The sequence below is a fragment of the Streptomyces sp. NPDC041940 genome, from assembly GCF_055589465.1.
Genome location: NZ_JBVJBP010000008.1, coordinates 164214 through 190860 on the forward strand (window position 1 = coordinate 164214; position 26647 = coordinate 190860).

Here is a 26647-nt window from a genome sequence, read left to right on the forward strand (position 1 = left end):
ATGACGCCCTCGGCGACGCGCCTGCTCAGTTGCGTCCCGTCCACCGCACCCCCGTCTCGTACCACCGGGCGAGTTCCTGTGCCCGCCGCTCGATCTCCTGGTCGTCGGCGCCGGTCAGGACGTAACCCGCCACGTACACGCCGGACTTCACTCCCCCCTGGTACGCCGTTCCCACCGTGCCCCGCAGGCGTTCCTCCACCACGAAGGGCGGGGGATCCGCGGGCAGGGCCGCGAGCACGCCCCGCTCCGGGTAGAAGACGACCCAGCCCGCGCTCCGTCCGGGCGCTACGCCGTGCACCCCGGCATCGATCGGGCTCAGGGGGTCGACCTGAGCCCGGAACCACTGCTCGTCGAGGTCGAAGCCGGTGGCCGCGCGGATGGCCGGGGCGGTCAGCGCGCCGCCGGTCCGGCTGCCGATCTCGCACAGCACGAGACGGTCGTCGGGCGTGTGGAAGACCTCCAGGTGGAAGGTGGTGCACTCGGGCGTGGGCAGCGCGTCGAGGACCTTGCGCGCATAGCCGATGAGCCGGTCCGTCATCGGGTCGTCGCGGGTGAGCTGCGCCGACCCCAGATAGGTGCCGTCGCGGAAGGACAGGCAGTCGTTGAGGTAGCGCGAGACGAACGAGGCCACCGGAACGCCCGCCACCACCAGCCCGTCCACCACATACATCGGCCCCTCCACGAACCGCTCCACCTGGGCGTGTTCGGGCAGGCCCGCAGCGAGGAGCCGGTCCAGATCCGCGGGGCCCCGCAGCACCTGCGTGGCGGTGGAACCGGAGCCGAAGGCCGGTTTCACCACCACGGGGTAGCCGTGCTCGCGGACGAAGCCGAAGAGGTCGAAGGCCACGCGTACCGGAGCGAACTCCGGTACCTCGAGGCCGCTGCGGCGCACCAGGGTCTTCATGCGGACCTTGTCGCGGAACGCCAGGGCGCTGGCGAAGTCCTGGCCCGGCACTCCGAGCAGCTCCCGCAGCCGCGCGGCGCGCAGCAGGTCGCCCTCCATGCGGGCGAGCACAGTGCCGGGCGGCACGCGCTCGGCAAGGTCGAGGGCCGCCCGCTCCGCCTGGCCACCCTGGTGGTAGCCGGGAACGGAAACGGCACCCGGAACATGCCGGTACTGCGGGAATTTGGCCGCGGAGACCAGAAGGTGCGGCCGTACGCCCGTATCGCCGGCCCACTTGTCGTACGGAGTGTCCGCGTAGTCGCTGTCCACAAAAGTCAGAACACTCCGTTCTGCTCCGTTTTTCATCAGCATCTCCCAGGGCTCCTGAAAAGCACGCACCCGGACGCGCGCGGCCTCAAGGCTAGGGGTGCGAGCCCAGCTCAGGCCCGTCCTGGCACATACCCTCGCTTTACCTCGGAAAGATTGTTCTGCTCATTCTGGCCGCGATACCGGGCATCACCACGCGGTGGTCAAAAGAAGCAGAAGGAGTTTTCTGAGGTAAATCCACAGTGCACGCAGAACCGTGTCCCGCCCCGGCCCCTGTTTTAGTGTCCGTCTCGATCCGAAGCACCTCGCCTGCAAGGACACCGGAGACCTGCCATGGGCGGAACACGCCGTACGCTCCGTCTGGGAGCCTTCCTGCTGACTCCTGGCTACCACGTGGCCTCCTGGCGGCACCCCACGGCCCGCGCGGACGGCGGCCTGGACTTCGCCCACTACCGCGAGCTCCTGCACACCGCCGAGCGCGGCAAGTTCGACATGTTCTTCGTCGCCGACGGGGTGGGCATCCGCACCCCCTACCGCAACGCCGACGAGCTGAGCCGCTGGGGCCGCTTCCTCCAGTTCGACCCGCTGACGCTGCTGTCCGCCCTCGCCACGCACACCACGCACATCGGTCTCGCGGCGACCGCGTCGACGACCTACAACGAACCGTTCCACATCGCGCGGAAGTTCGCCTCGATCGACCACCTCAGCGCCGGCCGGGCCGCCTGGAACATCGTCACCTCGGTGACGGACGCCGAGGCGAGGAACTTCAACCGCGACTCCCAGCCGGACCACGCGTCGCGCTACGGCCGGGCCAGGGAGTTCATGGAGGTCGTCACCGGCCTGTGGGACAGCTGGGACGACGACGCGTTCGGGTACGACAAGGAGTCCGGGCGCTACTTCGAGCCCGGCGGAATGCACGTGCTGGACCACAAGGGTGAGCACTTCTCGGTGCGCGGGCCGCTCAACGTGGCCCGCCCGCCCCAGGGTTACCCCGTACTCATCCAGGCGGGCGCCTCCGCGGACGGCCAGGACTTCGCCGCCCGCTGGGCCGAGGTCGTGTTCACCGCCGCCCAGACCCTGGACGAGGCCCGGGCGTTCTACCGCGGGATGAAGCGGCAGGCCGCCTCCTACGGGCGCGACCCCGGCCAGATGAAGGTGATGCCCGGCCTCTTCCCGGTGGTCGGCCGCACGCGCGCGCAGGCCGAGGACAAGTACGCCGTACTCCAGGAGCTGGTCGACCCGGTCGTCGGACTGGGGCTGCTCACCCAGCTCCTCGGCGACATCGACATCTCGGGCTGCCCGCTGGACGGACCGCTGCCCGAACTGCCGCCCACCCAGGGCAGCACGAGCCGCCAGCAGCTCGTCTACGACAAGGCGCGACGCGAGGGCCTGACGATCAAGGAGCTCTACCGGTCGCTGACCGGCGGCCGCGGGCACCGCATCGTCATCGGCACGCCCCAGGACGTCGCCGACCTCATGGAGGAGTGGTTCACCGGCGAGGCCGCCGACGGCTTCAACGTCATGCCGCCGGTACTCCCCGAGGGCCTGGACGACTTCGTCGACCTCGTGGTGCCCGAACTGCAGCGCCGGGGCCTGTTCCGCACCGAGTACGAGAGCACCACCCTGCGCGGAAACCTCGGCATCGACCGGCCCTCCCGGGGCGCCGCCGCCGAACTCCCGCTCAGCACCGGCCCGTCACCCGTCCGGAAGTGAGCACACCTCATGCCGTCCTTCGGTAGAACCCTCAGCGAGATACCGCCCTCCCCGCTGGTGACCGTCGACCGGCTGCTGCGCTCCGGCGCGCACGCCGAACCGGTGCCGTTGCAGCAGGGCAGGACCGTCTTCGAGCCGTGCGCGCGGCCGGGCACCTGGGAGCGCGCGGAGTTCGGGATCGCGGCCCACGAGCACGCGCCGCCCGCCGGAGTCCCCGCGCTGCGCTCGGCGTTCGCCGACGCGGCGAGCCGGCGCCGGGGCGCTCCTGTCGACCCCGGGCAGGTGCTGGTGACGAGCGGCGCCACCCACGCCATCGCGGTGACCCTGCACGCGATCCTGAGCCCCGGCGACGAGGTCCTCATCCTGTCCCCGCAGTGGCTGTTCGCGACCGGCCTGGTGTGGGCGGCCGGCGGGACGCCGCGCGAGGTGCCGGTCTTCCTGGAGCTGAGCGAGGACCCCGGCTTCGACTTCATCGCGGCGATCGAGCGGGCCGTGGGGCCGCGCACCCGGGCGGTCTACTTCAACAACCCCAACAATCCGACGGGCTTCCGCCTGGACGAGCGGGCCCTGGGCGCGCTCGCCGAGCTGGCCGCGCGGCACGACCTGTGGCTGATCGCCGACAACGCCTACGAGAACTACGACTTCGGCGACGGCGGCTTCCTCGACATGGCGACCGTCCCCGGCGCGGCCGAGCGCACCTTCTCGGTGCACAGCTGCAGCAAGACGTACGCCATGCCCGGCGCCCGCGTGGGCCACCTGATCTCGCCGCCCGGCGCGGAGGAGGTCCTCACCAAGTGGTCGCTGCACACGCTGTACTCGGTGTCCACGGCCGCGCAGTACACCGCGTTCCGGGCGCTGGCCACACCCGCCGACGAGCTCGCGCGGCGCCGGGCGGCGGCGGAGCGGGCGTGGCGACTGGCCGACGCCGCACTGGAGATCCCGCACACCCGTGTCGCGGGCGGGCTCTACACGTTCCTCGACCTGGGCCGGTACGGCGACGGCGCGGAGTTCGTGCGCCGCTGCGCCGAGGCGGGGGTCGGACTCGCACCGGGCCGGGTGTTCGGCGGTCACTGCGACGGCTGGGCCCGGCTCTGCTTCACCGCGGCACCCGAAGAGGCGGTCGCGGCCGCCATCGGCCGTATCAACAAGATCTACTGGGAGGGCGGCCTTGACCGTTGACACCACCGTGGCCAGGCCGGCGGCGGCTTCCGCGCTGGCCCCGTATCTGCACCGGTACGACAGCCCCGCACAGCTCGGACTCAAGATCAACGCGTATCGGGGCTACGAGGTGGAAGGCCTCGCCGAGGCGCTGCGCGCACCGGACCTGAACGGCGCCCCCGTCGAGTGCGTGATGGTCGGCGACTCGTACTTCATGACCCACCTGGGCCGCGGCGGCACCACGCTGTCCGGCCCGGACGAGCAGGAGTGGGGCCTCGCGACCCTGGTCGGCCTGGTGGCCGAGGTGCGCAAGGCACTGGACACCGAGTTCCCCGCGGACAGCCGGCCGTTCCTGCTCGCCGACCTGCCGGACGGGACGACCCGCAGCACCACCGCGGCCCGGGCCGCCGCCGACCGGTTCGCCGCGGCCGGCGCCGACGCGGTCAAGATCGAGGTGTCGTGCGACACCGAGTTCGACTGCGTGGAGGCGGTCACCGCGACCGGCACACCCACCCTGGCGCATCTCGGGTACACCCCGCAGAGCGGCGGCCTGGCCCGGCACGGCGACACCCTGGACGGCGCGCTGACGCTCTTCGCTCAGGCCCGCCGGGCCCGGGACGCGGGCGGCTGCGGACTGATCGTCGAGATGGTCAGCGAGGCCGTGAACCAGACACTGAGCCGTCCCCACCCCGAAGGCCTCCCGCTGTACTCGGTGTTCAGCGGCCGGGCCCGCTGGGGCGGCCAGAGCCTCAACCTGTGGGACGCCGTCGTACGCCCCGTACCCGGCGGCCGGTACTTCCCGCCGACCCCGGTGATCGACGCGGCGGAAGTGCCCGACCGGTACACCCCGGACCTGATCGCCGACCGCATGCGCGAGCTGCTGCGGCTCAGCCTCGCCGGCTGGTTCCCGCTCTCCCCGCGCACCGCGATGACCCCCCGTGAGACGGCCGAGATCACCCGCATCGACCCTTGGAGTGCCTCATGACCACCGCCGAACCGGTCACCGTGGAACCGGCCGCCCCCGGGTCGGACACGGCTGTCTTCGACGAGCTCGAATCGGCCGTGCGCACCTACTGCCGGCGCTTTCCCGCCGTCTTCACGCGGGCGGCCGGACACCGCATGTGGGACGCGGACGGCCGGGAGTACATCGACTTCCTGTCGGGCGCCGGCGCGCTGAACTACGGGCACAACCCGCCCGACCTCCGCGCCGCCCTCATCGACTACCTGCTGGCGGACGGCCCGGTCCACGGCCTCGACCTGCACACGGGCGCCAAGGCCGCGTTCCTGCACCGCTTCCGCGAGGTGGTGCTCGCTCCGCGCGGGCTCGACCACCGGGTGCAGTTCACCGGGCCGACCGGCACCAACGCCGTCGAGGCGGCGTTCAAGACGGCCCGCCGGGTCACCGGGCGCACCGACATCATCGCCTTCACCGGCGGCTTCCACGGCCTGTCGCTGGGCGCGCTCGCCGCGTCCGCCACCTCGTTCAAGCGCGGCGCGGCCGGAGTGCCGCTCGGCCATGTCACCCGTATGCCGTACGAGGGCTACGCGGGCGACGACGTCGACACCATCGACTACCTCGCCCGGATGCTCGACGACCCGGGCAGTGGCATCGACCTGCCCGCGGCCTTCGTGGTGGAGACCGTGCAGGGCGAGGGCGGCCTCACCGCGGCGAGCGCGCCCTGGCTGCGCAGACTCGCCGAAGTGGCGCGCGAGCGGGGCATCCTGCTGATCGTCGACGACATCCAGGCCGGGTGCGGGCGCACCGGCACCTTCTTCAGCTTCGAAGAGGCGGGTATCGTCCCCGACCTCATCTGCCTGTCCAAGTCCATCAGCGGCTACGGCCTGCCCATGGCCCTCGTCCTCGTCCGCCCCGAGTTCGACCAGCTGGGCCCCGGCGAGCACAGCGGCACCTTCCGCGGCAACAACCTCGCCTTCGTCACCGCCACGGCCTGCCTGGACCGCTGGGCGGAGCCGGAGTTCGCCCAGGGGGTGCGGCGCAACGCCGCCGCGCTGGAGGCCCGGCTCACCGAACTGGCGACCGAGTTCGCGCACCTCGGCTGCACCGTGCTCGGCCGCGGCCTGATCCGCGGGCTCGGCTTCACCGACCCCGCGCTCGCGGACCGGGTGTCGCGGGCCGCCTTCACCCGGGGGCTCCTGGTGGAGACGTCCGGCGCCCGCGGCCAGGTCCTCAAGATCATGCCGCCGATCGTGGCGGAGGCCGAAGAGCTGGCGCCCGGTCTCGCCCTCCTGGCCGACGCCATCGCCTCGGCCGCCCAAGACGACGCAACCGAAGGGGACCTGACGTGAGCATCGCCGAGCACGAGCAGACCGTCGAGGGCGACCACGCGCACGGCATCGACGAGAGCGTGCTGCGCAGGATCGCCGACTCCTGGCCGCGGCGCGCCACCATCCGCACCGACCTGGACCGGATCTCGGAGCCGGAGGAGTACGACGAGCGCCTGCCGGACTACCCGGAGCATCTGCTGCCGTTCGCCGAGCACCCTCTGTACCTCGCCGCCGAGCCCGAGCAGCGCCAGAAGGTCCTCACCATGGCGTGGCTGGTCTACAACGAGCGGGTCATCGCGGCCGAGGAGTACGTCGCCAACCCGACCTTCGCCATGATCATGCACGGCGCCTTCCCCGGTGCCGACGGCATCCACCTCAAGCGCGCCGTCCAGCAGACGCACGTGGACGAGGTCTGGCACACGTACATGCACATGATCGCGATGCAGCGCACCCGCGAGATCCGGCAGGTCACCGACGAGCCCGCCTATCCGCACACGGTCACCTACCGCCGCCTCCTGGAGGCCGACGCGAAGCTGCCGGAGCGCTGGGAGCGCGACCTGCTGAAGCTGGTGTGGACGACCGTCTCGGAGATCAGCGTCAACGCCTATCTGGAACTGCTCTCCCGCGACAAGACCGTCCAGCCGCTGCACTCCCTCGTGCCCCGGCTGCACGCCCGCGACGAGTCCGCGCACTCCTCCGTCATGGTCGAGGTCGCCAAGGCGCTGTACGTGCACATGAACGCCGAACAGCGCCGTGCCTTCGCCGACGCGCTGCCCAAGGCGCTGCACGCCTTCGTGGAGCAGGACTTCGCGGTGTGGCCCGGCATCCTGCGGGCGGCGGGGTTCGAGCAGGCCGACGAGATCGTCGAGGACTGCCGCCGCCAGGCCGGCACCGGCCTGCTGGTGCGCGACTTCTCCGGGGTACGGCGCATCGTGCGCGAGATGGAGCTCGAGGACCAGGTCGACTTCGACTTCGGGGCCGAGTGACGTGAAGCTCACCGCGGGCGGTCGCCGGCTCGCCGTCGCCGCGCTCGTCCAGTCGCTCGGCATCGGCCTGTTCATGGCGAGCTCGATGGCGTACTTCACCCGGCAGGTGGACCTCACGGCGAACCAGGTGGCCTCCGGGCTCGCCCTCGCCGGTGTCGTGGCCCTCGGGATCTCGCTGCTCGGCGGAGTCCTCGCCGACCGGTACGGGGCGCGGCGGGTGCTCGCCGCCGTGTACCTGGGGCGTGGGCTGTGCTGTGTGGCGTACGTCTTCGTCTCGGACTTCTGGCAGTTCATGGCGGTGACGCTGTGCGCGGTGGCGTGCGACCGGGCTGGGCCTCCGGTGCTCCAGGCGCTGGTCGCCGTGGCCGTGCCCGAGCGCCAGGAGCGCACCCGGCTGCTCGCCGTGGTCAATGTCGTACGCAACTGCGGGCTCGGGGTCGGTGCGATGGCGGCGGGTGTCGCGCTCGTCAGCGACACCCAGGCCGCCTACCGGGTCACGCTGGTCACCATCGGGCTCGCCTTCCTGGGCGGTGCGGTGCTGGTGCTGCGGGTACCCGAGCCGGCCGCGCCGAAGGCCGAGGCCGCCCCGGACCGGGCCGGGGAACGGCCGGTCAGGGGCCGGGTGCTGCCCGACGGGCGCTATCTGGCGCTGACGGGGCTCAACTTCCTGCTGTTCTTCTTCGACACGATGCTGCTGATCGCGATGCCCGTGTGGGTCCTGGAGCACACGGATGCCCCGCGGGTCACCGTGTCCGTGTTGTTCACGCTGAACACCCTGCTCGTGGTGGTGCTGCAGATCCCGGTCAGCAGGCTGGCGACCGGCCAGCGGCGCACCACCCGGATGCTGACGTGGACGGGGGCCGTGCTCGCGGTGAGCAGCCTGTGCTTCGCCGCGTCCGGTTCCGTCGCGGGCGGCCTCGCGGTGGCGTGGCTGGTCACCGCCGTGGTGCTGCTGTCGCTGGCCGAGGTCATCGCCAACTCCGCCGTATGGGACCTGTCCATCGCCCTGGCCCCCGAGGAGCAGCGCGGACGCTATCTGTCCGTCTTCAATCTGAGTGTGGCGGGCCAGCGGGTTCTCGGCCCCGTGATCGTCACGGGGCTGCTGCTCAGCACGGGTCCGCTCGGCTGGGTCGTGGCCGCGGCGGTGCTCGTGGTGGCCGGCGGCGCGGCCGAGCGGGTCGCCCGCGCGGCCGGGGAGCGCATGCCCGCCAGGGTGCCCGCCGATGCCTGAACTGACCGTCCTGGTCTGCGCGTCCGTCGCGGTGTTCCTCGGCGCGCTGGTCCAGGGCAGCGTGGGAGTGGGGCTCGCCCTGGTGTCGGCGCCGGTGGTGCAGATCGCCGCGCCGCAGTTCATGCCGGGATCGCTGCTCCTGGTCGCCGCCGTCCTGGCCGTGCTCGGGGCGGCCCGGGAGATCTCCCACACCGACTGGCACGGCGTCTCCTGGGCGCTGGCCGGGCGGATCGCGGGCACGGCGGCGGCTTCGTACGTGATCCTCGTGGTCTCGGGGCCGACCCTCGACCTGCTCTCGGCGGGCATCACGCTGGGCGTCGTCTCGCTCCTCGCCTCCGACCCGGCCCGGCTTCCCCGGAACCGGGGCACGCTGCTCGCCTCCGGCGCCGTGGCGGGCCTCACCGGGACCACGTCTTCCATCGGCGGGCCGTTCATCGCGCTCGTCTACCACCGGGAGCCCGGGCCCACGGTCCGGGGCACCCTCGGGGTCTTCTTCACGGCCGGGGCGCTGCTCTCGCTCGGTTCCCTCACCGCCGTCGGCCGCCTGCCGAGCGAGCAACTGGTCTTCGGGGCGCTGCTGTTGCCCGCCGTGGTGGCCGGATTCGCGCTGTCGGGGCCGGTCCGGCGGCATGTCGACGGCGGCCGGATGCGCCGCGCGGTGCTCGTCCTCGCGGTGGTCGCCGCGCTTGTCCTGATCGTCCGGGGGCTGGTGGCCGCCGGCACGCCATGAGCGCGTCCGCCGGACGCGCGAGCACACATACCGAGAAAGGAACGGATCATGCGGGTGGGATGTGCGGGACTGGGGTCCATGGGCGGCGGGATGTGCCGCCGGCTCGCGGAGCGCGGGTTCGACGTGGTCGCGTACGACGTCGATACGAGTGCCGCGGCGGCGGCCGGAGCGCACCCGGGCGTGCGGGCGGCGGCGAGCGTCGCGGACCTGGCCGCCCCGGTGGTGGTCACCATGCTCCCCGACGGCGCGGCCGTGCGGCAGGTGGCCGAGGAACTGCTCCCGCACCTCGCCGCGGGCTCCCTGATCATCGACACGGGCTCCTCGGCACCCGGTGACACGCTGGCACTCGGCACGGCGGCAGCCGCGTACGGGGTGTCCGTGGTGGACGCGCCGGTCTCCGGCTCCCCGGCCGCCGCGCGGGCGGGTGAGCTGACACTGATGGCCGCGGGGGAACCGGGGGCCGTGGAGCGGGCGGAGCGGGTGCTCGGCGCGCTCGGCACGGTGTACCGGGTGGGTCCGGCGGGCGCGGGACACGCGCTGAAGGCTCTCAACAACCTGCTCTCCGCGGTCAATCTCGCCGCGGTCGCCGAAGTCATGCTCGCCGGACGGGCGTTCGGCCTCGAACCCGCGGCGATGCTGGAGGTGATCAACGCCTCCACCGGCCGCAACCACGCCTCGCAGACCAAACTCCCCGACCATGTGCTGTCCGGTACCTTCGACTCGGGTTTCGCGCTGCGCCTGATGCTCAAGGACATCCGCATCGGCACGTCGTTGCTCGACTCCGCGGGCGGCCCCGCCGCCTTCGGCCACGCCTGCCAGGAGCTGTGGGAGAAGGCGCACGAAGAACTGCCGGCGGGCGCCGACAACGTCGAGGTCGTGCGCTGGCTGGAGAACGCATCGGGACGGGAGTTGCGCGCATGACGCAGGAGAACGCACCGCGGATCGCGGTCATCGGCGGCCAGGTCGCCGCCCTGAGGAAGGCACGGGAGGCCGGCTTCGAGATCGTCTGGGTGCACGGGCCGCACGAACTCGACAGGTCGGGCCTGGAGCTGGTGGCCGAGGCCCACCTCACGGACTACCGCGACCCGGGGGCCGTCGCCGATCTCCTCGCCGCCGTACACCGGCACCGGCCGCTGGCCCGGGTCGTCTCGATGATCGAGGACGGCCTGGAGTCGGCGGCGGCCGCGACCACGGCGCTCGGCCTTCCCGGCACCGGCCTCGGCACCGTCCGCGTGTTGCAGGACAAGCTGGCCTTCCGGGAACTGCTCGCCGACCGCGGCATCGAGGGGGTCGCCGCCCGGCTGGGACACGACGAGGCCGACATCCGCGCCTTCGTCGCCGAGTTCGGGCCCACGGTGATCAAGCCCAGGTACGGATCCGGCAGCCTCGGCGTGCGGCTGGTGCACGGTCCCGGTGAGGTCGCGGAAGTCGCGTCCTGGGCAGCGGAGTTCGGGCTGCACACGTTCGTGATGGAGGAGTATCTGCGGGGCCCGGAGTTCAGCGTGGAGGCGTTCAGCTTCGCGGGCGAGCACGTGGTCGTCGCGTACACGGCCAAGGAGAAGCTGGACTCGTTCGTCGAGGTCGGGCACGTGCAGCCGGCGGGCCTCGACGCGGACGGCACGGCCCGGATCGAGTCGCTGGTCACCAGGATGCTGGACGCCGTGGGCATCGAGGACGGCCCCTCGCACACCGAGGTGATCGTCACCCCCGGCGGCCCCCGCCTGGTGGAGTCCCACAACCGGCGTGGCGGCGACCGGATCGCCGATCTGGTCGACGAGGTGTACGGGACCGACATCGACGCGCTGGCCTTCCTCTGGTACGCGGGCCGCACCGCGCCCATCACGCCGGGCCCGGCCAGGGGCGGCGGCGCCATCCGCTTCCTGACCGCCGAGCCGGGCGTCGTCGAGTCCGTCACCGGAGCCGACGAGGTGCGCGCCGATCCGCGGGTGGTGGCCCTTCAGCTCTCCGTCGAGCCCGGTGCCACGGTGGCCCCCATCGCCTGGTCGTACGACAGGTCCGGGCTGCTCATCGTGCGCGGCGAGTCGGCCGACGACGCGCGCGCCGGGGCCCGTCAGCTGGCCGCCCGGATCACCATCAAGACCCGGCCCGGCGCGGAGCCGGGCGCTCCCCGCTCCATCGCGGCCGTGGCCCCCCGGCCCGAACGGCTGCTCGGCACCAGGCCCTCGAGTCCCGAGAAGTCGGAGGGGTGACCCCATGGGCAAGCTCTACGAGGCACTGACCCCCGCGCTGCGTGAGTTCATCGCCCAGGCGCCCCTGTACTTCGCGGCCACCGCGCCGCTGTCCGCGGACGGGCATGTCAACGTCTCCCCCAAGGGCGGCATGGACACCTTCGCCGTCCTCGACGACACGACGGTGGCCTACCTGGACCTCATAGGTTCCGGGGCCGAGACCATCGCGCATGTGCGGGAGAGCGGCCGGATCACCTTGATGTTCTGCTCGTTCACCCGCCGCCCCAAGATCCTGCGGCTGTACGGCACCGCCCGCTGCGTCTTTCCCGACTCCCCCGAATGGGACGCCCTGATCGGCCACTTCGGCAAGCATCCGATCCCGCGGTCCGTCATGGTCGTCTCGCTCACCCGTATCACCGACTCCTGCGGGTTCACGGTGCCGGAGATGGACCTGGTCCGCGAACGCGACCTCCAGGACCAGTGGGGCATGCGCAAGTCGGACCAGGAACTCGAGGACTACATGCGGCAGAAGAACTCCACCAGCATCGACGGCTTGCCGGCCCGCCCGCACCGGGCATCGTAAAACCTACGGTAACGGCCTCAGAAGCGATTTCCGGCCTGGCATCGCCGGGCAGTGGCTCAAATCAAGTGGCGTGGGCAGGCGCCTTGTTGCTTGGATTCCCGGCGTGACTTCTGCCCATTTTGACAACGAGCCCGAGCGGGCATTGCCGCATACCTTCACCGAGCTGAGTGCCCGCCGGTGAGACACCACATCGGGGGGCCGCCGGACGTTGAGGACGAAGCGTCACGGCTGCGGGCGTCGATGCCCGTGGAGGGCATGCCTCCGGACGTGACCGACGTTCCGCACTTCGCCGACGCACACGTCCGGCGGCACGAGCGGCGAAACGCACTCCACACCCTGCAGGGGCTGATGGAGATCGCCCGGCACACCGGTGACCGACCGGCGCCGGGCACCTCGCCGACGGGACTTCCGCTCGCCGAGGTCGGCGAGATCGTGCGGCGGGTGGGCAACTCCCTGATCCGCGCCCAGCTGGTCGGGAAGCTGCTCGCCGCCTCGGAGCGCGGAGTGCGGCTGCGGCTCGCTCCCGGATCGTCTCTGCCCGGCGACATCGACGGAGCCGGCGATGTCGTCACCGTCGTGGGCAACCTCATCGACAACGCCCTCGACGCCGTCGCGGACACGTCCCGGCTCGCGCCCACGGTGGAGGTCGCCCTCCGCCACGACCAGGGCGTCATCGAGCTGGCGGTGAGCGACAACGGAACGGGCGTCGACCCGTTGCTACGACGGTGGATCTTCGAGCGGGGCGCCTCGACCAAGCCGTCCTCCTCCCCCGCGTGGCCGCGAGGGCTCGGGCTCCCGCTGGTGCGGGCCATCGCCGAGGAGCGGGGCGGAACGATCACGGTGGGGGACCGGGAAGGCGGCGGCGCCGTGTTCACGGTACGGCTGGCGGCCGTCCCCACACGCTTATGGATGTCGGTCGACAGACAAGGGTCGGGCTGACATACGAAACCGGGGGAACCATGTTCAATGTGCTCGTCGTCGACGACGATTTCTATGTGGCGAAGATCAACGCCCACTATGTGTCAAAAGTGCCAGGATTCCGGGTGGCCGGAATCGTGCACAGCGCCGCTCCGGCCCTCGCGGCCGTCGAGCGCGGCGGTATCGACCTGATCCTCCTCGACCAGTTCCTGCCGAACGAGAGCGGACTGTCCCTCACACGTCGCCTCCGGCAGCTGTGCCATGACGTCGACGTCATCATGGTCACGGCGGACCGCCGGCCCACGTCGGTCCACGAGGCCCTGCGCGCCGGGGCCCTGTACTACCTCGCCAAGCCGTTCACCAGCGACGGCCTGCGCAGCAAGCTGGAGGCCTACGCCCAGCTGCGCGGCAACATCGACGAGGGCACGGAGATGGACCAGGCCCGCATCGACCGGACGTTCGGCGCCCTGCGTACCAAAGAGGCCGAGCACTCCATACCCAAGGGGTACTCGGAGCGCACCGCCGAGCTGATCCTGCGCATCGTCGCGAAGTACGGGACCGAACGGCAGGTTTCCGCCCAGGACGTGTCCGAGCTGGCGCGGATCAGCCGGTCGACCGCCCAGCGATACCTCAAGTACCTGGCCGGGAACGGCAAGTTGCGGCTCACACTGCGATATGGCGACAGCGGGCGGCCTCAGCACCTGTACTCCGGTCTCTGATCCCGTTCCTCGCCGGGCGGCCGCAGGACCCGGCCGCGGAACGGCCGTTGGATTTACGAGAAGAACAGGCTTTCCGCCGTCAAGTCGGTTTGCGCCCACAACGGTGGCGCGCCCCCTCCCATGAACTAGCCTCCCCAACGAATTCTCAGCGATGCGACAGGAAGCCGATCCGTGCTGACCCGTGTTCTCCCCGCTCCCGGTCCCGCCCGGATGCTCACGTTCATCACCATGGTGATGAGCCTGGGGCAGGGGCTGTGGATGGCCATCAACGCCATCTACGCGGTGACCATGGTCCGTCTCACACCGAGTCAGCTCGGCATCAGCGTGGGCATCGCGGCCGGCCTCGTCCTGGTGTCCAGCATCCCGCTCGGCCACCTCGCCGACCGGGCCGGGCCGCGCACGGTCCAGATGTGGTCGTTCCTGGCGCTGGCGCCGCTGACCGCCGCCCTGGTGCTCGTCGAGGGGTTCTGGTCGTATCTGCTCGTCACCTCCGTCCAGGGCCTCGCCTACCGGGCCGGCAACAACGCCCGGAAGGCGATGATCGCGGCCAAGGTCCCGAAGGGCGAGCGGGCACAGGTCATGGCGTACATCCGGGCCGCGCTCAACGTGACCATGTCGATCGGCGCCTGCGTCTCCGGCCTCGTCCTGGCCTGGGGCGAACGCGTCGGCTACCAGGGCGCCGTCCTCTTCACCGCGCTCTGCTTCCTCGCCACCGGCCTGCTCACCCTCAAGGAGGCACCGGTGCCGCCCGTGCCGGCCTCGGCGGGCGCGGCCTTCGCGGTGCTGCGTGACACACCGTTCCTGGCGTTCACCGCCCTGGACGGACTGCTCGTCACGCACGCGCTGCTGCTCGACATCGTGCTGCCGCTGTGGGTCATCAGCCACACGGACGCCCCGCGCTGGATGAGCGCGGCCATCCTGCTCGTCAACACCGCCTTCGTGGTGGCCTTCCAGACCAGGGCGGCCCGCGGCACCGACGACCTCAGGTCCGCGTCCTGGGCGAGCCTCCAGGGGGCGGGCTGTGTGGCGGCCGCCTGCCTGGTGTTCGCGACGACCGGCGGGAGCGGGACGCTGACGGCCTGCGTCCTTCTGGTCCTGGGCGCTCTCGTGCACGCGCTCGGTGAGATCCGGCAGGCGGCGGGCAGCTGGACCATCGCGTACGACCTCGCGCCCGACCACGCCCAGGGCCAGTACCAGGGCACGTACAAGATGGGCGGCGACGTCGGCAAGATGTTCGCCCCCGCCGTCTTCACCTGGCTGATCATCGGCCACGGTGCGACCGGCTGGATCGTCCTGGCCGTGGCGTACGCCGTGCTGGGCGCCGCCATGCCGGCCGTCGTGGCCCGCGGTGTGCGCAGCCGGGCCGCCACCGCCGAAAAGGCCGCCGCCGCAGCCTGAGCCCCGGTCCGCCGTGCGCCTCGGCAAGCCTTCCACAAGCCCCTCACTCAGCGAGGTGTCACCCATGACCTGCACCATTGCCCCACGGAGCGTCAACCTCCAGGGCGTCTGCCTGGTGGACGAGGCCCACGGCTGGGCCGTCGGCGACGGCGGCATGATCCTGGCCACCACGGACGGCGGCCTGCGCTGGCACTCGCAGGGCAGCACCGACAAGGACCTGCGCGCGGTCTGCTTCGCCGACACCGAGCGCGGCTGGACGGCGGGCCGGGACGGCGTCATCCTGCACACCACGGACGGCGGCCGGCACTGGGAGCAGCGGCACACGGGCACGGACCGGAACCTGTACGGCATCTCCTTCGAATCCACCGGTCGCACCGGCTGGGCCGTCGGAGACAGCGGCACCATCCTGGTCTCGTCCGACGGCGGACTGACCTGGCAGCGGCAGCACTCCGACGACACGCGCTTCACCCGCTGCTTCACGCTGGACGAGAAGACCGCCTGGATCATCGGCAAGCGGGGCAGCATCCACGCCACGACCGACGCGGGAGCGACCTGGGTCGTTCAGCGGAGCGAGGCCGATGCCGACCTGCGGGGCATCTACGCGGTCTCGCCCGAGCTGTGCTGGGCCGTCGGCCGGATGGGCACCGTGCTGCGCTCCGAGGACGGCGGCGGCACCTGGATCCGGGCAGACAGCGGCACCGGCCTCGATCTGTACGGGCTGTGGGCGGCGCCCGACGGCCGTGAGGTCCGGACCTCCGGTGACGACGGCGTCGTCCTCGCTTCCCACGACGGCGGCCGCACCTGGTCCCCGCAGTCCAGCGGCACGGCCAAGGACGTGGTGTCACTCGCGTTCATGCCCGACACCCGGCACGGCTGGATGGTCGGCGACTGCGGCCTCATCCTGGCCACCCCGGACGGCGGTGAGACCTGGACCCCGCAGCTCGACGGCATCCACAAGGACCTGGCCGGTGTGCACGGCTCGGGCGACGCCCGCTGGGCCGTCGGCCGGGACGGCCTGCTCGCGGTCACCACGGACGGCGGTGCGACCTGGCAGGTGGGCGACACCGGCAGCGGCGCACAGCTGTGGGACGTCACCTTCCTCGCCGACTCGCGACGCGGGTGGGCCGTCGGCGACGCCGGCCTCGTCCTGGCCACGGACGACAGCGGTTCGACCTGGCACCGCCAGGACACTCCCACCGAAGTGCCGCTGCTGAGCGTCCACTTCGAGGACGACCACGGCTGGGCGACCGGCGCCGAGGGAACGATCCTTGCCACCACCGACGCCGGTACCACCTGGCACCACCAGGACACTCCCACCGAAGTGCCCCTGCTGAGCGTCCACTTCGAAGGCGACCGCGGCTGGGCCGTCGGCGCCGAGGGAACGATCCTCGCCACCACCGACGCCGGTACCACCTGGCAACGGCAGACCGCCCCGACATCGACCACGCTCACCTGCGTCCACGCCGGCACCGGCGGCGCGGCACGCGTCGTCGGCCGCGCCGGCACCGTACTGACGACGAAGGACGGCGGTGTCACCTGGGAGTCGCGGGACAGCGACACCGACGTGAGCCTGTGGGGCGTCGCGTTCACCGCGTCGGGCGAGCACGGCTGGGCGGTCGGCGACGGCGGCACCGTACGGGCGACGAAGGACGGCGGCGTCACCTGGGAGGCACAGGACAGCGGCATCGCCGACAACCTGAAGGCCGTGTGGGCCCGACCCGACGGCGCCCGGGTGTACGCGGTGGGCGACGGCAGCTCCGTCATCGCCACCGGCAACCACGGCACGACCTGGTCCTCCCACGTGGCCAGCACCGGCCGGAACCTGTACGGCGCTCACATCTCCCCCACCGGCCGGGACGGCTGGGTGGTCGGCGACGGCGGCACCGTGCTGGCCACCCGGGCCGGACGCCGCTGGGCCCAGCAGCCCAGCGGCACGGCCGCGAACCTCTACTCGGTCTCGCCCGCCGACGACACCACCGCCTGGGCGGTCGGCCGGGCCGGAACCATTCTGGTCACGCGCGACTCCGGCGTCTCCTGGCAGCGGCAGCCCAGCGGCAGCGGCAAGGACCTCCTCGAGGTGCACATGCGCCCCGACGCCCGTACCGGCTGGGCCGTCGGCGACGGGGCCACCATCCTCGGTACCCGGGACGGCGGCGGCACGTGGCTGCACCAGCCGAGCCCGTACACCGACTGTGCCCTGTGGGCGGTGGACTTCGCCGACGACCGCACCGGCTGGGCCGTGGGCACCGGCGGCATCGTCTTCGCCACCCGGGACGGCGGGGTCACCTGGGAGACGCAGGACAGCGGCGGCACGGACGACCTGATCGACATCCACGCCGTGGACCCCGCCACGGCCTGGGCCGTCGGCCACCGGGGCACCGTCGCGCACACCCGGAACGGGGGCCGCACCTGGGAGCGCCGCGAGAGCCCCACCCGGCAGAACTTCACCGCCGTGCACTTCACGCCCGACGGCCGGACCGGCCGCGTGGTCGGCCGCAGCGACACCGTCATGACCTCGTACGACAGCGGCACGACCTGGCAGGTCGGCACCACGGGCACCGGGATGTCGCTGTGGAACGTGCGGAGTCTGTCCGCGCTCGACGCCTGGATCGTCGGCGACGAGGGCATCGTGCTGTCGACCTCCGACGGCGGTGCCACCTGGGATCGGCACTTCTACAGTCCGGAGAAGGACGCGATCGCCGGCCGCTGACCGGTGCGCGGGCCGCGACACCACCCACCGAAACAGAGGAAGCAATGGACAACGCATTCAAGGACGTTCCTCCCACCACCCTCGCCGATCTGCTGGGCCGCGCCCAGGTCATGGACACCGGCATCCGTCCACTGTGGAACTCGCCCCGTGTCGCCGGTCCCGCGTACACCGTGCGGTGCGAGCCCGGCGACAACCTGATGCTGCACGCCGCGATCTACCGCGCCGAGCCCGGCTCGGTCATCGTCGTGGAGTCGGGCGACGTGGACTACGCGCTGGCCGGCGGCAACGTGTGCGCCGTCGCCCAGCGCCGGGGTGTCGCGGCCTTCGTGGTCGACGGTGTCATCCGCGATCTCGGCGAGGTGCGCGAGGCGGGATTCCCCGTCTTCTCGCGCGGTGTCATCCCGATCCCCGGAACCAAGAAGAAGATCGGCGCGCTCGGTGAGCCGGCCCGCGTCGGCGGCGTGCTCGTGCACCCCGGCGACATCGTGGTCGCCGACGAGGAAGGCATCGTCGTGACTCCCGCCGCCCGCCGGGAGGACATCCTCGCGGCGGCTCAGGCGAAGCTGGCCAAGGAGGCCGAGGAGTCCCTCGACGCCTGGGAGGCGAACCACCGCGCCCGCATCGACAAGGCGCTGAGCGACCAGGGCTTCACCGGCTGACCGGACCGGCCTTCCCTCGCAGCTGTGCGCCCCGGAACACCGACCGGGGCGCACAGCTGTTTCGCTTTCGGGCCCAGGGGCCATTAGCCGTGCGGTGAATGAGCAGAACGCGCTTTTCTCGGAATAGCGGTGTTTAGGGATTCAGCGCGCACAAACGAGCTGCCGGGAAGCGGCGTGACTAGCGTCGGTCGGGTCCAGTCATCGATGAGTTCGGATCGACATGACCACAGCACTGAACGTGCGCCTGGGAGCCGGCCTCCTCCACCACGCGCGCGTCCTGCCCGACAGCATCGCTCTGACCATCGGCAGCCGCGGCTACACCTACGAGGAGGCCGCGGTCACAGCGCGACGGTGGGCCGCCCTGCTGGTCGAGGCGGCCGGGGGCCGGCCACGCCGCGTCGGCGTGTTCGCCCACCGCAGCGAGGCCTCGTACCTGGGCGTCGCCGCCGCGCTGTGCGCCGGCGCCGCATTCGTGCCGCTGAACCGGAAGTTCCCGGCCGAGCGCACCCGGTCCATGCTCCAACGGGCCGACGTCGACGCGGTGATCGTCGACTCCGCCTCGCTGCCCGGCCTCGCCGGGATGCTCCGGGACCTGCCGCGCAGCCCGGTCGTGCTGCTGCCCGATGCCGTACGGAGCCAGGCCGTCGATCTCGGGGACGTACGGGTACTTGACGCCATGGACCTGGCCGTGGCCGCGCCGCTGGAGCAGCTGCCGGAGGTGTCGCCCGACGACATCGCGTACCTGCTGTTCACCTCGGGCAGCACCGGCGTCCCGAAGGGCGTCCCGGTGACCCACGGCAACGTCCGGGCGTTCCTCGACGCCAACCAGGAGCGATACCGGATCACGCCCGAGGACCGGCTCACGCAGACCTTCGACCAGACCTTCGACCTGTCGGTCTTCGACCTCTTCATGGCGTGGGAGAACGGCGCGCGGGTCTGCTCGATGGAGTCCATCGAGATCCTGGCTCCCTTCAGGTACCTGGAGCGCAACGAGATCACGGTGTGGTTCTCCGTGCCCTCCGTCGCCGCCATGCTGCGCAGGCGCGGGGTGCTGCGGCCCGCCACCATGCCCACGCTGCGCTGGAGCCTGTTCTGCGGCGAGGCACTGCCCCGCGCCACCGCCGAGGCCTGGCAGGCCGCAGCTCCGGGCTCGGTGGTCGAGAACCTGTACGGGCCGACCGAGCTCACCATCGCCTGCACGGTGCACCGCTGGGACCCGGCCACCAGCCCCGCGGCCTGCGTGCACGACAACGTGCCGATCGGCCGCCCGTACCCCGGCCTCGACTCCCTGGTGGTGGACGAGGAGTTGACCCCGGTGCCGGACGGGGAGACCGGCGAGCTCTGCATGACGGGACCGCAGACCACCCCCGGCTACTGGCAGGCCCCCGAGATCACCGCGGAGCGCTACTTCTCGCACGGCGGCCGTACGTACTACCGCACCGGAGACCTGGTCCGGCTTCAGGACGGCGAATACGTCTGTCTCGGCCGCAACGACCAGCAGGTCAAGGTCGGCGGCCACCGCGTCGAACTGGGCGAGATCGAGGCCGTGCTGCGCCGCGCGGGCGCCGTCGAGGCGGTCGCCCTGCTGTGGCCCGACGCGGACACCGTCAGCGCCGTCGTCTCGGGCGCCACGGACCCGGCCGCGCTGACCGCGTCCTGCGCCGAGGCGCTGCCCGCCTACATGGTGCCGCGCTCGGTCCACGTCGTCGACGAGATGCCGGTCAACGGCAACGGCAAGACCGACCGCGGCGCGCTGCGCAGACGACTCGACGAAGGTCTCTGACCTACGAACAGAGGTCTCCGGACCTCCAAGAAAGGGAATCGTGAGCAACGTCGACCAGCTCATAGCCCGCGCCCTGGGCATCGCCGAGGACCGTGTCACGGACGGACTCGAATACCAGTCGATCAGGGAGTGGGACTCGCTCGGCCACGTCTCGCTGCTGGTCGCCATCGAGCAGGAGTACGGCGTCGAGATCGACGACGACCTCACGCTGGGGCTCCGATCGGTGGCCGCCGTCCGCGAGTTCGCCGCCGCCCGAGTCCCTGGGCGGACCGGCGGGGACGGGGATCTCCCCGCGGCGGCCGCCGGACAGGAAGAGCGCCGCACCGTGCACCGAGGTCTGGAGGGCGTCGTCTTCGACCGGACCGCCATCACCCACATCGACGGCGCCGAGGGCGTCCTCGAGTACCGCGGCTACAGCATCCACGACCTGGCCGAGCGGTCCTCCTTCGAGGAGGTCGCTCACCTGCTGGTCCACGGTGAACTCCCGGACGCCGCGGGCCTGGAGAGCTTCGCCAAGCAACTGCGCGCCTTGCGCGCGCTGCCCGCCCCCGTCCTCGGTCTGGTCCGCTCCCTCGCGCACGCGCACCCCATGGAGGCACTGCGCACCTGTGTCTCCGCCCTTGGCGCCTTCGGCCCGCGACGGGCGCCCGGCACCGACGAGAGCTATGCCGAGGCCCTGGAGACCGGTGTCTCGCTGATCGCCCGGATACCGATGATCGTCGCCGCGCACCACGCCTTCCGCACCGGCCGCGAGCCACTGCCGCCGCCGGAGGACGCCACCCACGCCGAGGCGTTCCTCACCGTGCTGCTCGGCGAGCGGCCCTCGCCGGCCGCGGTGCGGTTCATCGACAAGGGCTTCATCGTCCATGCCGACCACAGCTCCAACGCCTCCGCGTTCACCGCCCGCGTCGCCATCGGCTGCCGGGCCGGCATGACGGCCGCGGTCACCGCCGCCGTCGCCGCCTTCGCGGGCTCGGTGCACGGCGGTGCCGCCGAGCGCGTCGTCGGCCTCATCGACCAGGTCGGTTCGCCCGGGAACGCGCGGGCGCACGTCGAGGCGCTCCAGAGCCGGGGCGAGCCCGTGATGGGCTTCGGCCACCGCGTCTACCGGACCGAGGACCCCCGCGTACGTCATCTGCGCTCCACCGTCGTCGAGTTGAGCGAGGAGCGCGGCGACACCACCGGCCTCGACATCCTGGACGCCGTGGCCACGGCGATGCGCCCGTACGGCCGGCACGGCGTCGCCCCCAACGTGGACCTGTACGCGGGGCTCGCCTACCGGCTGCTCGGCCTGCCGGACGACCTGGCCGTGCCGCTCTTCGTCGTCGGCCGCGCTCCCGGCTGGGTCGCCCAGGCGCTCGAACAGCAGTCCAACAACGTGCTGATCCGGCCGCTGCTCAGCTATGCCGGGCCGCACGGCCGGACCTACCGGAAGGCGGACGGCCGATGAGCCGTACGACAGCTGCCGCACCTGCCGCGCCCTCGCTGCCCGGCTTCGCCGCGGAGCACGGCTTCGACCTCGGCGCCGTCCCGTACACCGGCCGTGTCCTGATCGAATCCCTGCTGCGCGGAGGCGACCCGGCGCAGGCCGCGGTTCTCGGCAAGCGCCTCGCGCTCGGCGAGGCCCCCGGCCTGGAGATGCCGTTCCGGCCCGCCCGCATCCTCGTGCAGGACTACACCGGCATCCCGCTGCTCGTCGACCTCGCCGTGCTGCGCGACCGCGTCGCCGAGCCGGGCCGGGTCAATCCCGCGCTGCCCATCGACGTGGTCGTGGACCACTCCGTGCAGGCCGACTGGGCGGGACGTCCGGACGCGCTGCGGCTCAACGAGGCGCTGGAGATGTCCCGCAACCAGGAGCGCTACTCGTTCCTCAAGTGGGCCGAGGGCGCCTTCGACGGGCTGCGGGTCATCCCGCCGGGCCACGGCATCGTCCACCAGGTCAATCTGGAGCGGCTCGCCACGGTGGTCGCCGAAGGCCCGGACGGCGGCCTGTATCCCGACACCGTGCTCGGCACCGACAGTCACACCACCATGGTGGGCGGCCTCGGAGTGCTGGGCTGGGGCGTCGGCGGCCTGGAGGCGGAGGCGCAGATGCTGGGTCTCGCCCAGCCGATCGGCATTCCCCCCGTGGTCGGCGTCCGCCTCACCGGCGCGGTCAGCCCCGGCACCTCGCCCGTCGACGTGGTGCTCGCCCTGACCCGCCGGCTGCGCGAGCACAACGTGCGCGCCATGATGCTGGAGTTCACCGGCCCCGGGGTCGCCGAACTCACCGCGCCCGACCGCTGCACCATCGCCAACATGGCTCCCGAGTACGGTGCCATGACCGCGTTCTTCCCCGTCGACGAGGAGACCCTGAGCTATCTGCGGCGCACCGGCCGCACGGACTCCGACGTGGCCCGGGTGCGGGACTACTGCCTGCGCCAGCGGCTGCTGCGCGGCGGCGAGGAACCCGTCTTCGGGCGGACCATCGACTTCGATCTGGGCGAGGTCGGCCCGGGGCTCGCCGGGCCGAGCCGGCCCGACCAGCGGATCTCCCTCGGCGCGCTGCCCGCCTCCTTCGCGGCGCTGCACCAGGGCGAGGTCCGCACCGAGGACGTGGTGTCCGACGGCGACCTGGTCATCGCGGCCATCACGTCCTGCACCAGCACCTCCAACCCTAAGGCGATGCTGGCCGCCGGGCTGCTGGCCCGCCGGGCCGTGGAGCGCGGCCTGACCGTGCCCGCGCACGTCAAGACCAGTCTCTCGCCCGGTTCCCGCGCGGTCACCCGCTACCTGGCGGAGTCGGGGCTGCTCGGCGATCTGGAGAAGCTGGGGTTCCACGTCGCCGGATACGGCTGCATGACGTGCAACGGCGGCAGCGGCCCGCTCAACCCCGGGGTCGGTGAGACCGTCGACCGCCTGGGGCTGACCGTGGCCGCCGTGCTCAGCGGCAACCGCAACTTCGAGTCGCGTGTCCACGCCCAGGTCCGCGCGGGCTATCTGGCGTCCCCGGCCCTCGTGGTCGCCCTGGCGCTGGTCGGCACCGTCCGCGCCGACCTGGAGAACGAGCCGCTCGGCACGGACACCGAGGGCCGGCCCGTCCATCTGCGGGACCTGTGGCCGCACAACGGCGAACTGCGGGAACTGGAAGACCGGTTCGTCACTCCCCGGATGTTCGCCCACGACCAGGCGCCCGACCCGGCCTGGGAAGCGATCAGTGCCCCGGACGGCGAGGTCTTCGCCTGGGACCCGGCGTCCGCGTACATCCGGCCCCCCGCCTACGCCGACCCGGGCCCCGCTCCGGGCTCGCTGTCCGGTGCCCGCGCCCTGCTCGCGCTCGGTGACGACATCAGCACCGACCACATCTCGCCGGTCGGCGCCATCCCCGCGGACTCCCCGGCCGGGCGTCACCTCCTCGGACTCGGGGTCCGCGACTTCAACTCCTACGGCTCACGCCGCGGCAACCACGAGGTGATGGCACGGGGCACCTTCAGCAACCCCCGGCTGCGCAACCTCCTGGTCGGCGACGGCGACAGCGGCGGCTCCACGCTGCACCTGCCGAGCGGCGAGCAGCTGCCCGTCTTCGACGCCGCCCGGCGCTACGCCGAGTCCGGCACCCCGCTGATCGTGCTGGCCGGCCGCAGCTACGGCATGGGCTCGTCCCGCGACTGGGCCGCCAAGGGGCCCTGGCTGCTCGGTGTCCGCGCGGTCCTGGCGGAGAGCTTCGAGCGCATCCACCGAGCCAACCTGTGCGCCATGGGCATCCTGCCGCTGCTGCTGCCCGCCGGGCAGGGCTGGGCCGATCTCGGCCTCACGGGCCACGAGGAGTTCGCACTGGACCTGGACCTGGACCGGGTCCGGGAGACCCGGGAGGTGCGGGTCACCGCCGGCGAGCAGGCGTTCACGGCCCGCGCCGACGTGCAGTCGGAGGGCGAGTGGGACGTCCTGCTGGCCGGCGGCACGCTGCCGTACCTGCTGCGGCAACTGCGCGAGCAGGAGGCCGTGTCCGGATGAGCACGCACATCCTCGACCGGCTCGGCCTGCGCCGGGCCGCCCAAGCCGACGCCCTCACCGCCGGGACGAAGACCTTCGTCCCGGTGCACCTCGGCACGCACGACGTGACCATCGGCGCCCTCCTCGACGCCCTGCACGACGACCCGGCCCTGCTGCCGCCGCGCACCGGCCACCTGGGCAACTGGGAGGACATCGCGGCCGGCCGCTCCGGGCCGATGGACTTCAACACCGCGATCTGCGGCGGCGGTCACGGCTATCCGCTGATCTACGGCTTCACCCGCACCGAGGCCGACACCGAGGGCGGCGACGAGGCGTACCAGCCCGGTTCGCTCATCGAACGGGGCAAGCGGCACACCCTGCCCCTGCACACCTGGGACGGCACCCGCTTCGTCCGCCGCGACCGGTCCAAGCCCCTGTTCTGCCCCCTGGTGCAGGCCGAGGTGGACGGGCAGTTGGTCCCGCTGGTCGAACTGCACCGGCAGCGGATGCAGGCCCTGCCCGGCTTCCGCTTCCGGCACTGGGCGGCCACCCTCACCGACCGCGCCCCGCTCGTCACCGACCTACTCACCCTGCTCCTGGAGCAGGCGGCGGCGCAGGGCCGCAACCAGGCGTTCGCCGAGCTGATCAGCCAGGCCGTGCGCCTGGACGGTGAGGTGAGCCGCTGCGACCTGTGGCGGGACGGCACCGGCTACGTACTCGACGGCCACCGTTACCCGTCGGCCCGTGCCCTCGCCGAAGCGGTCATGCTCACGGTGCGCGCGCTGGTGGAACCGGCGGAGTTCTTCGCCCGGACGCGCGACCTGCCGCCGGTCCTGCCGGTGATGTCGCTCCAGCTCACCAATGTGCTGTTCGCCCTGCTCGACATGCACCACCCGGACACTCCGGCCGGCCCGCCCGAGAGCCCGTTCATCACCCATCTCCACTGGGGTGCCCGGGCCATGGCCGGCTGCCCGCCCCGGCGCGGCGGCTATCTGTCCCGGCGCTCCACGGTGCGCTCCCTGCGGGCCATCACCGACCCGCTGGTCCGGCACTTCGACGAGGCGGCTCCGGTGGCCTTCGTGCTGTTGCCCGCCCAGGCCTTCATGCTCTGTCCGCCGAGCACGGCGCCGGACGACGTCGAGGTGCTGGCGGAGCTGTTCCGCGGGGTACGCGCCGCGGGCCCCGAGGCCGCCTACGACACCACGCTGACCTGGCTGGACTCCCATCGCGACCGGCTCTCGGAGTACCTGCGCGGCCGCTTCAGGAGCGGCAGCGGAGTGCCGGCCGACGACACCCCGCGCGAGGTCGCGGTGCCGGTGGAGCCCGAAGGGTTCCGGGAGCTGACCTTCCGGCAGGCCTGTGGTGCGGTCGCCGCGTTCGAGGAGGTGCTGGGATGAGACTCGCCCAGCGCGAGGTCGTCATCGCTCTGCGGGAACCGTTCGTCAGCAACACCGGCGTCACCACCGAGGTGCGCCAGAGCGTCGTCGAACTGACCTGGGAGGGGCTGCGCGGGCACGGCACCGCGCGCGGTGCCGACCCGGCCGGGATCGCCGCCTGCGCACCACTCCTGGCCGGTGCCTCGCCCTTCGCGGTGCGCCGGACGCTGGACCTGCTCCCGCCGACGAGCCCCGCGACCCGGTCGGCGGTCGACATGGCCCTGCACGACCTGCTCGGCAAGGCGAGCGGGCAGCCCCTGCACCGGCTCCTCGGCCTCGACGGGCTGCCGCTCGCGCCCACGGCGCTGTCCATCGGTGCCTGCCCCGACGACGAACTCGTCCGGCAGGCAGAGAAGCTGGCCGACTGGCCGGTCCTCAAGCTCAAGCTCACGCCCGAGGACGACGGCAGCCGCGCCGGAGTGCTCCGCTCGGTCTACGACGGACGCATCCGCGTCGACGGCAACGGCTCGTGGCTCCCCGACCAGGCCCTTCGCGTCGCCGAGGAACTGCACCGGCACGGCGTCGAGATCCTGGAGCAGCCTGTCGCCCCCGGTGCGCTCGACGACCTTCAGTACGTGCACGAACGCTCCCCGGTCCCCGTCTTCGCCGACGAGGACTGCGGCGGGCCCCAGGATGTACTGCGGCTGCGCGGCCGTGTCAGCGGCATCAACATCAAGCTGGCCAAGTGCGGCGGCCTGGCCGTCGCGCACGAGATGCTCACCCTCGCCCGGGCCTGCGGACTGACGACCATGCTCGGCTGCAAGGTGGAGAGCGTCCTCGGCACCACCGCCATGGCCCAACTCGCCCCGCTCGCCGACCACCTCGACCTGGACGGGCCCGTCGGCCTGCTCCACGACCCGTTCACCGGCATGCGCATCGACCGCGGCACCCTCACCCTGCCCACCGCGCCCGGCATCGGCGTCACCCCCGCCCACGGGATCCATGACATCCACGGAGAGGACTGAC

The 26647-nt window shown here is 72.2% G+C and carries 21 protein-coding genes; 20 read left to right on the top strand and 1 reads right to left on the bottom strand.

The window, feature by feature from the left end; genetic code table 11:
- Positions 1-25 precede the first annotated feature (25 nt).
- Positions 26-1213 (bottom strand): ATP-grasp domain-containing protein, encoded by a 1188-nt coding sequence (locus tag ACZ6I3_RS16525; protein ID WP_469415219.1) that lies wholly within the window; start codon positions 1211-1213, stop codon positions 26-28.
- Between the two features lie 330 nt (positions 1214-1543).
- Here ACZ6I3_RS16525 and ACZ6I3_RS16530 point away from each other — a divergent pair, with 330 nt between their 5' ends.
- The 20 genes from ACZ6I3_RS16530 to ACZ6I3_RS16625 all read left to right on the top strand — a co-directional run bounded on the left by ACZ6I3_RS16530 (position 1544) and on the right by ACZ6I3_RS16625 (position 26646).
- Positions 1544-2923, top strand: coding sequence for an LLM class flavin-dependent oxidoreductase (locus ACZ6I3_RS16530; protein WP_469415220.1), 1380 nt, complete (start codon positions 1544-1546; stop codon positions 2921-2923).
- 9 nt (positions 2924-2932) lie between these two features.
- Positions 2933-4102, top strand: coding sequence for a pyridoxal phosphate-dependent aminotransferase (locus ACZ6I3_RS16535; RefSeq protein WP_469415222.1), 1170 nt, complete (start codon positions 2933-2935; stop codon positions 4100-4102).
- A complete protein-coding gene (locus ACZ6I3_RS16540) occupies positions 4092-5066 on the top strand; it encodes a 3-methyl-2-oxobutanoate hydroxymethyltransferase (protein WP_469415224.1) in 975 nt (324 codons plus the stop codon). Before ACZ6I3_RS16535 ends, ACZ6I3_RS16540 begins: the two co-directional genes overlap by 11 nt.
- Positions 5063-6388 carry a diaminobutyrate--2-oxoglutarate transaminase gene (gene ectB, locus ACZ6I3_RS16545; protein ID WP_469415226.1) on the top strand — a complete coding sequence of 442 codons (1326 nt, stop codon included), beginning with the start codon at positions 5063-5065 and terminating at the stop codon, positions 6386-6388. The genes ACZ6I3_RS16540 and ectB overlap by 4 nt, the downstream gene beginning before the upstream one ends.
- On the top strand, positions 6385-7353 hold the full coding sequence (locus ACZ6I3_RS16550; RefSeq protein WP_469415228.1) for a diiron oxygenase: 969 nt from the start codon (positions 6385-6387) through the stop codon (positions 7351-7353). The genes ectB and ACZ6I3_RS16550 overlap by 4 nt, the downstream gene beginning before the upstream one ends.
- 1 nt (position 7354) lies before the next feature.
- Positions 7355-8584, top strand: coding sequence for an MFS transporter (locus ACZ6I3_RS16555; RefSeq protein ID WP_469415229.1), 1230 nt, complete (start codon positions 7355-7357; stop codon positions 8582-8584).
- A complete protein-coding gene (locus ACZ6I3_RS16560; RefSeq protein ID WP_469415231.1) occupies positions 8577-9314 on the top strand; it encodes a TSUP family transporter in 738 nt (245 codons plus the stop codon). Before ACZ6I3_RS16555 ends, ACZ6I3_RS16560 begins: the two co-directional genes overlap by 8 nt.
- A gap of 48 nt (positions 9315-9362) precedes the next feature.
- Positions 9363-10235, top strand: a complete 873-nt coding sequence (locus ACZ6I3_RS16565) for an NAD(P)-dependent oxidoreductase (protein WP_469415232.1) — start codon at positions 9363-9365, stop codon at positions 10233-10235.
- Entirely contained in the window at positions 10232-11524 is a 1293-nt protein-coding gene (locus tag ACZ6I3_RS16570; RefSeq protein ID WP_469415233.1) for an ATP-grasp domain-containing protein, read from the top strand. Before ACZ6I3_RS16565 ends, ACZ6I3_RS16570 begins: the two co-directional genes overlap by 4 nt.
- A gap of 4 nt (positions 11525-11528) precedes the next feature.
- Positions 11529-12086, top strand: a complete 558-nt coding sequence (locus ACZ6I3_RS16575; RefSeq protein WP_469415234.1) for a pyridoxamine 5'-phosphate oxidase family protein — start codon at positions 11529-11531, stop codon at positions 12084-12086.
- Between the two features lie 255 nt (positions 12087-12341).
- Positions 12342-13025, top strand: a complete 684-nt coding sequence (locus ACZ6I3_RS16580) for a sensor histidine kinase (protein ID WP_469415235.1) — start codon at positions 12342-12344, stop codon at positions 13023-13025.
- Between the two features lie 20 nt (positions 13026-13045).
- On the top strand, positions 13046-13723 hold the full coding sequence (locus tag ACZ6I3_RS16585; RefSeq protein WP_469415236.1) for a response regulator: 678 nt from the start codon (positions 13046-13048) through the stop codon (positions 13721-13723).
- A gap of 171 nt (positions 13724-13894) precedes the next feature.
- Entirely contained in the window at positions 13895-15121 is a 1227-nt protein-coding gene (locus ACZ6I3_RS16590) for an MFS transporter (RefSeq protein ID WP_469415238.1), read from the top strand.
- Positions 15122-15185: 64 nt separating this feature from the next.
- A complete protein-coding gene (locus ACZ6I3_RS16595) occupies positions 15186-17831 on the top strand; it encodes a YCF48-related protein (protein ID WP_469415240.1) in 2646 nt (881 codons plus the stop codon).
- Positions 17832-17875: 44 nt separating this feature from the next.
- A complete protein-coding gene (locus ACZ6I3_RS16600) occupies positions 17876-18490 on the top strand; it encodes an RraA family protein (RefSeq protein ID WP_469415242.1) in 615 nt (204 codons plus the stop codon).
- A gap of 220 nt (positions 18491-18710) precedes the next feature.
- The gene (locus ACZ6I3_RS16605; protein ID WP_469415243.1) at positions 18711-20273 is read left to right on the top strand and encodes an amino acid adenylation domain-containing protein; all 1563 of its coding nucleotides are present in this window, start codon (positions 18711-18713) and stop codon (positions 20271-20273) included.
- A 40-nt stretch (positions 20274-20313) separates the two neighbouring features.
- Positions 20314-21723, top strand: coding sequence for a citrate/2-methylcitrate synthase (locus tag ACZ6I3_RS16610; RefSeq protein ID WP_469415245.1), 1410 nt, complete (start codon positions 20314-20316; stop codon positions 21721-21723).
- Positions 21720-24266: an aconitate hydratase AcnA gene (gene acnA / locus ACZ6I3_RS16615; protein WP_469415247.1), complete on the top strand. Its 2547-nt coding sequence runs from the start codon at positions 21720-21722 to the stop codon at positions 24264-24266. Before ACZ6I3_RS16610 ends, acnA begins: the two co-directional genes overlap by 4 nt.
- Positions 24263-25642: a DUF6025 family protein gene (locus tag ACZ6I3_RS16620; RefSeq protein WP_469415248.1), complete on the top strand. Its 1380-nt coding sequence runs from the start codon at positions 24263-24265 to the stop codon at positions 25640-25642. The genes acnA and ACZ6I3_RS16620 overlap by 4 nt, the downstream gene beginning before the upstream one ends.
- Entirely contained in the window at positions 25639-26646 is a 1008-nt protein-coding gene (locus ACZ6I3_RS16625) for a mandelate racemase/muconate lactonizing enzyme family protein (RefSeq protein WP_469415250.1), read from the top strand. Before ACZ6I3_RS16620 ends, ACZ6I3_RS16625 begins: the two co-directional genes overlap by 4 nt.
- The last annotated feature ends 1 nt before the right edge of the window (position 26647 follow it).

Bases quoted from the DNA above. Each gene is read 5' to 3' on its own strand.
- ACZ6I3_RS16530 (WP_469415220.1), top strand. From the start codon at position 1,544: ATGGGCGGAACACGCCGTACGCTCCGTCTGGGAGCCTTCCTGCTGACT.
- ACZ6I3_RS16535 (WP_469415222.1), top strand. From the start codon at position 2,933: ATGCCGTCCTTCGGTAGAACCCTCAGCGAGATACCGCCCTCCCCGCTG.
- ectB (WP_469415226.1), top strand. From the start codon at position 5,063: ATGACCACCGCCGAACCGGTCACCGTGGAACCGGCCGCCCCCGGGTCG.
- ACZ6I3_RS16560 (WP_469415231.1), top strand. From the start codon at position 8,577: ATGCCTGAACTGACCGTCCTGGTCTGCGCGTCCGTCGCGGTGTTCCTC.
- ACZ6I3_RS16565 (WP_469415232.1), top strand. From the start codon at position 9,363: ATGCGGGTGGGATGTGCGGGACTGGGGTCCATGGGCGGCGGGATGTGC.
- ACZ6I3_RS16570 (WP_469415233.1), top strand. From the start codon at position 10,232: ATGACGCAGGAGAACGCACCGCGGATCGCGGTCATCGGCGGCCAGGTC.
- ACZ6I3_RS16575 (WP_469415234.1), top strand. From the start codon at position 11,529: ATGGGCAAGCTCTACGAGGCACTGACCCCCGCGCTGCGTGAGTTCATC.
- ACZ6I3_RS16580 (WP_469415235.1), top strand. From the start codon at position 12,342: ATGCCTCCGGACGTGACCGACGTTCCGCACTTCGCCGACGCACACGTC.
- ACZ6I3_RS16585 (WP_469415236.1), top strand. From the start codon at position 13,046: ATGTTCAATGTGCTCGTCGTCGACGACGATTTCTATGTGGCGAAGATC.
- ACZ6I3_RS16595 (WP_469415240.1), top strand. From the start codon at position 15,186: ATGACCTGCACCATTGCCCCACGGAGCGTCAACCTCCAGGGCGTCTGC.
- ACZ6I3_RS16600 (WP_469415242.1), top strand. From the start codon at position 17,876: ATGGACAACGCATTCAAGGACGTTCCTCCCACCACCCTCGCCGATCTG.
- ACZ6I3_RS16605 (WP_469415243.1), top strand. From the start codon at position 18,711: ATGACCACAGCACTGAACGTGCGCCTGGGAGCCGGCCTCCTCCACCAC.
- acnA (WP_469415247.1), top strand. From the start codon at position 21,720: ATGAGCCGTACGACAGCTGCCGCACCTGCCGCGCCCTCGCTGCCCGGC.
- ACZ6I3_RS16620 (WP_469415248.1), top strand. From the start codon at position 24,263: ATGAGCACGCACATCCTCGACCGGCTCGGCCTGCGCCGGGCCGCCCAA.
- ACZ6I3_RS16625 (WP_469415250.1), top strand. From the start codon at position 25,639: ATGAGACTCGCCCAGCGCGAGGTCGTCATCGCTCTGCGGGAACCGTTC.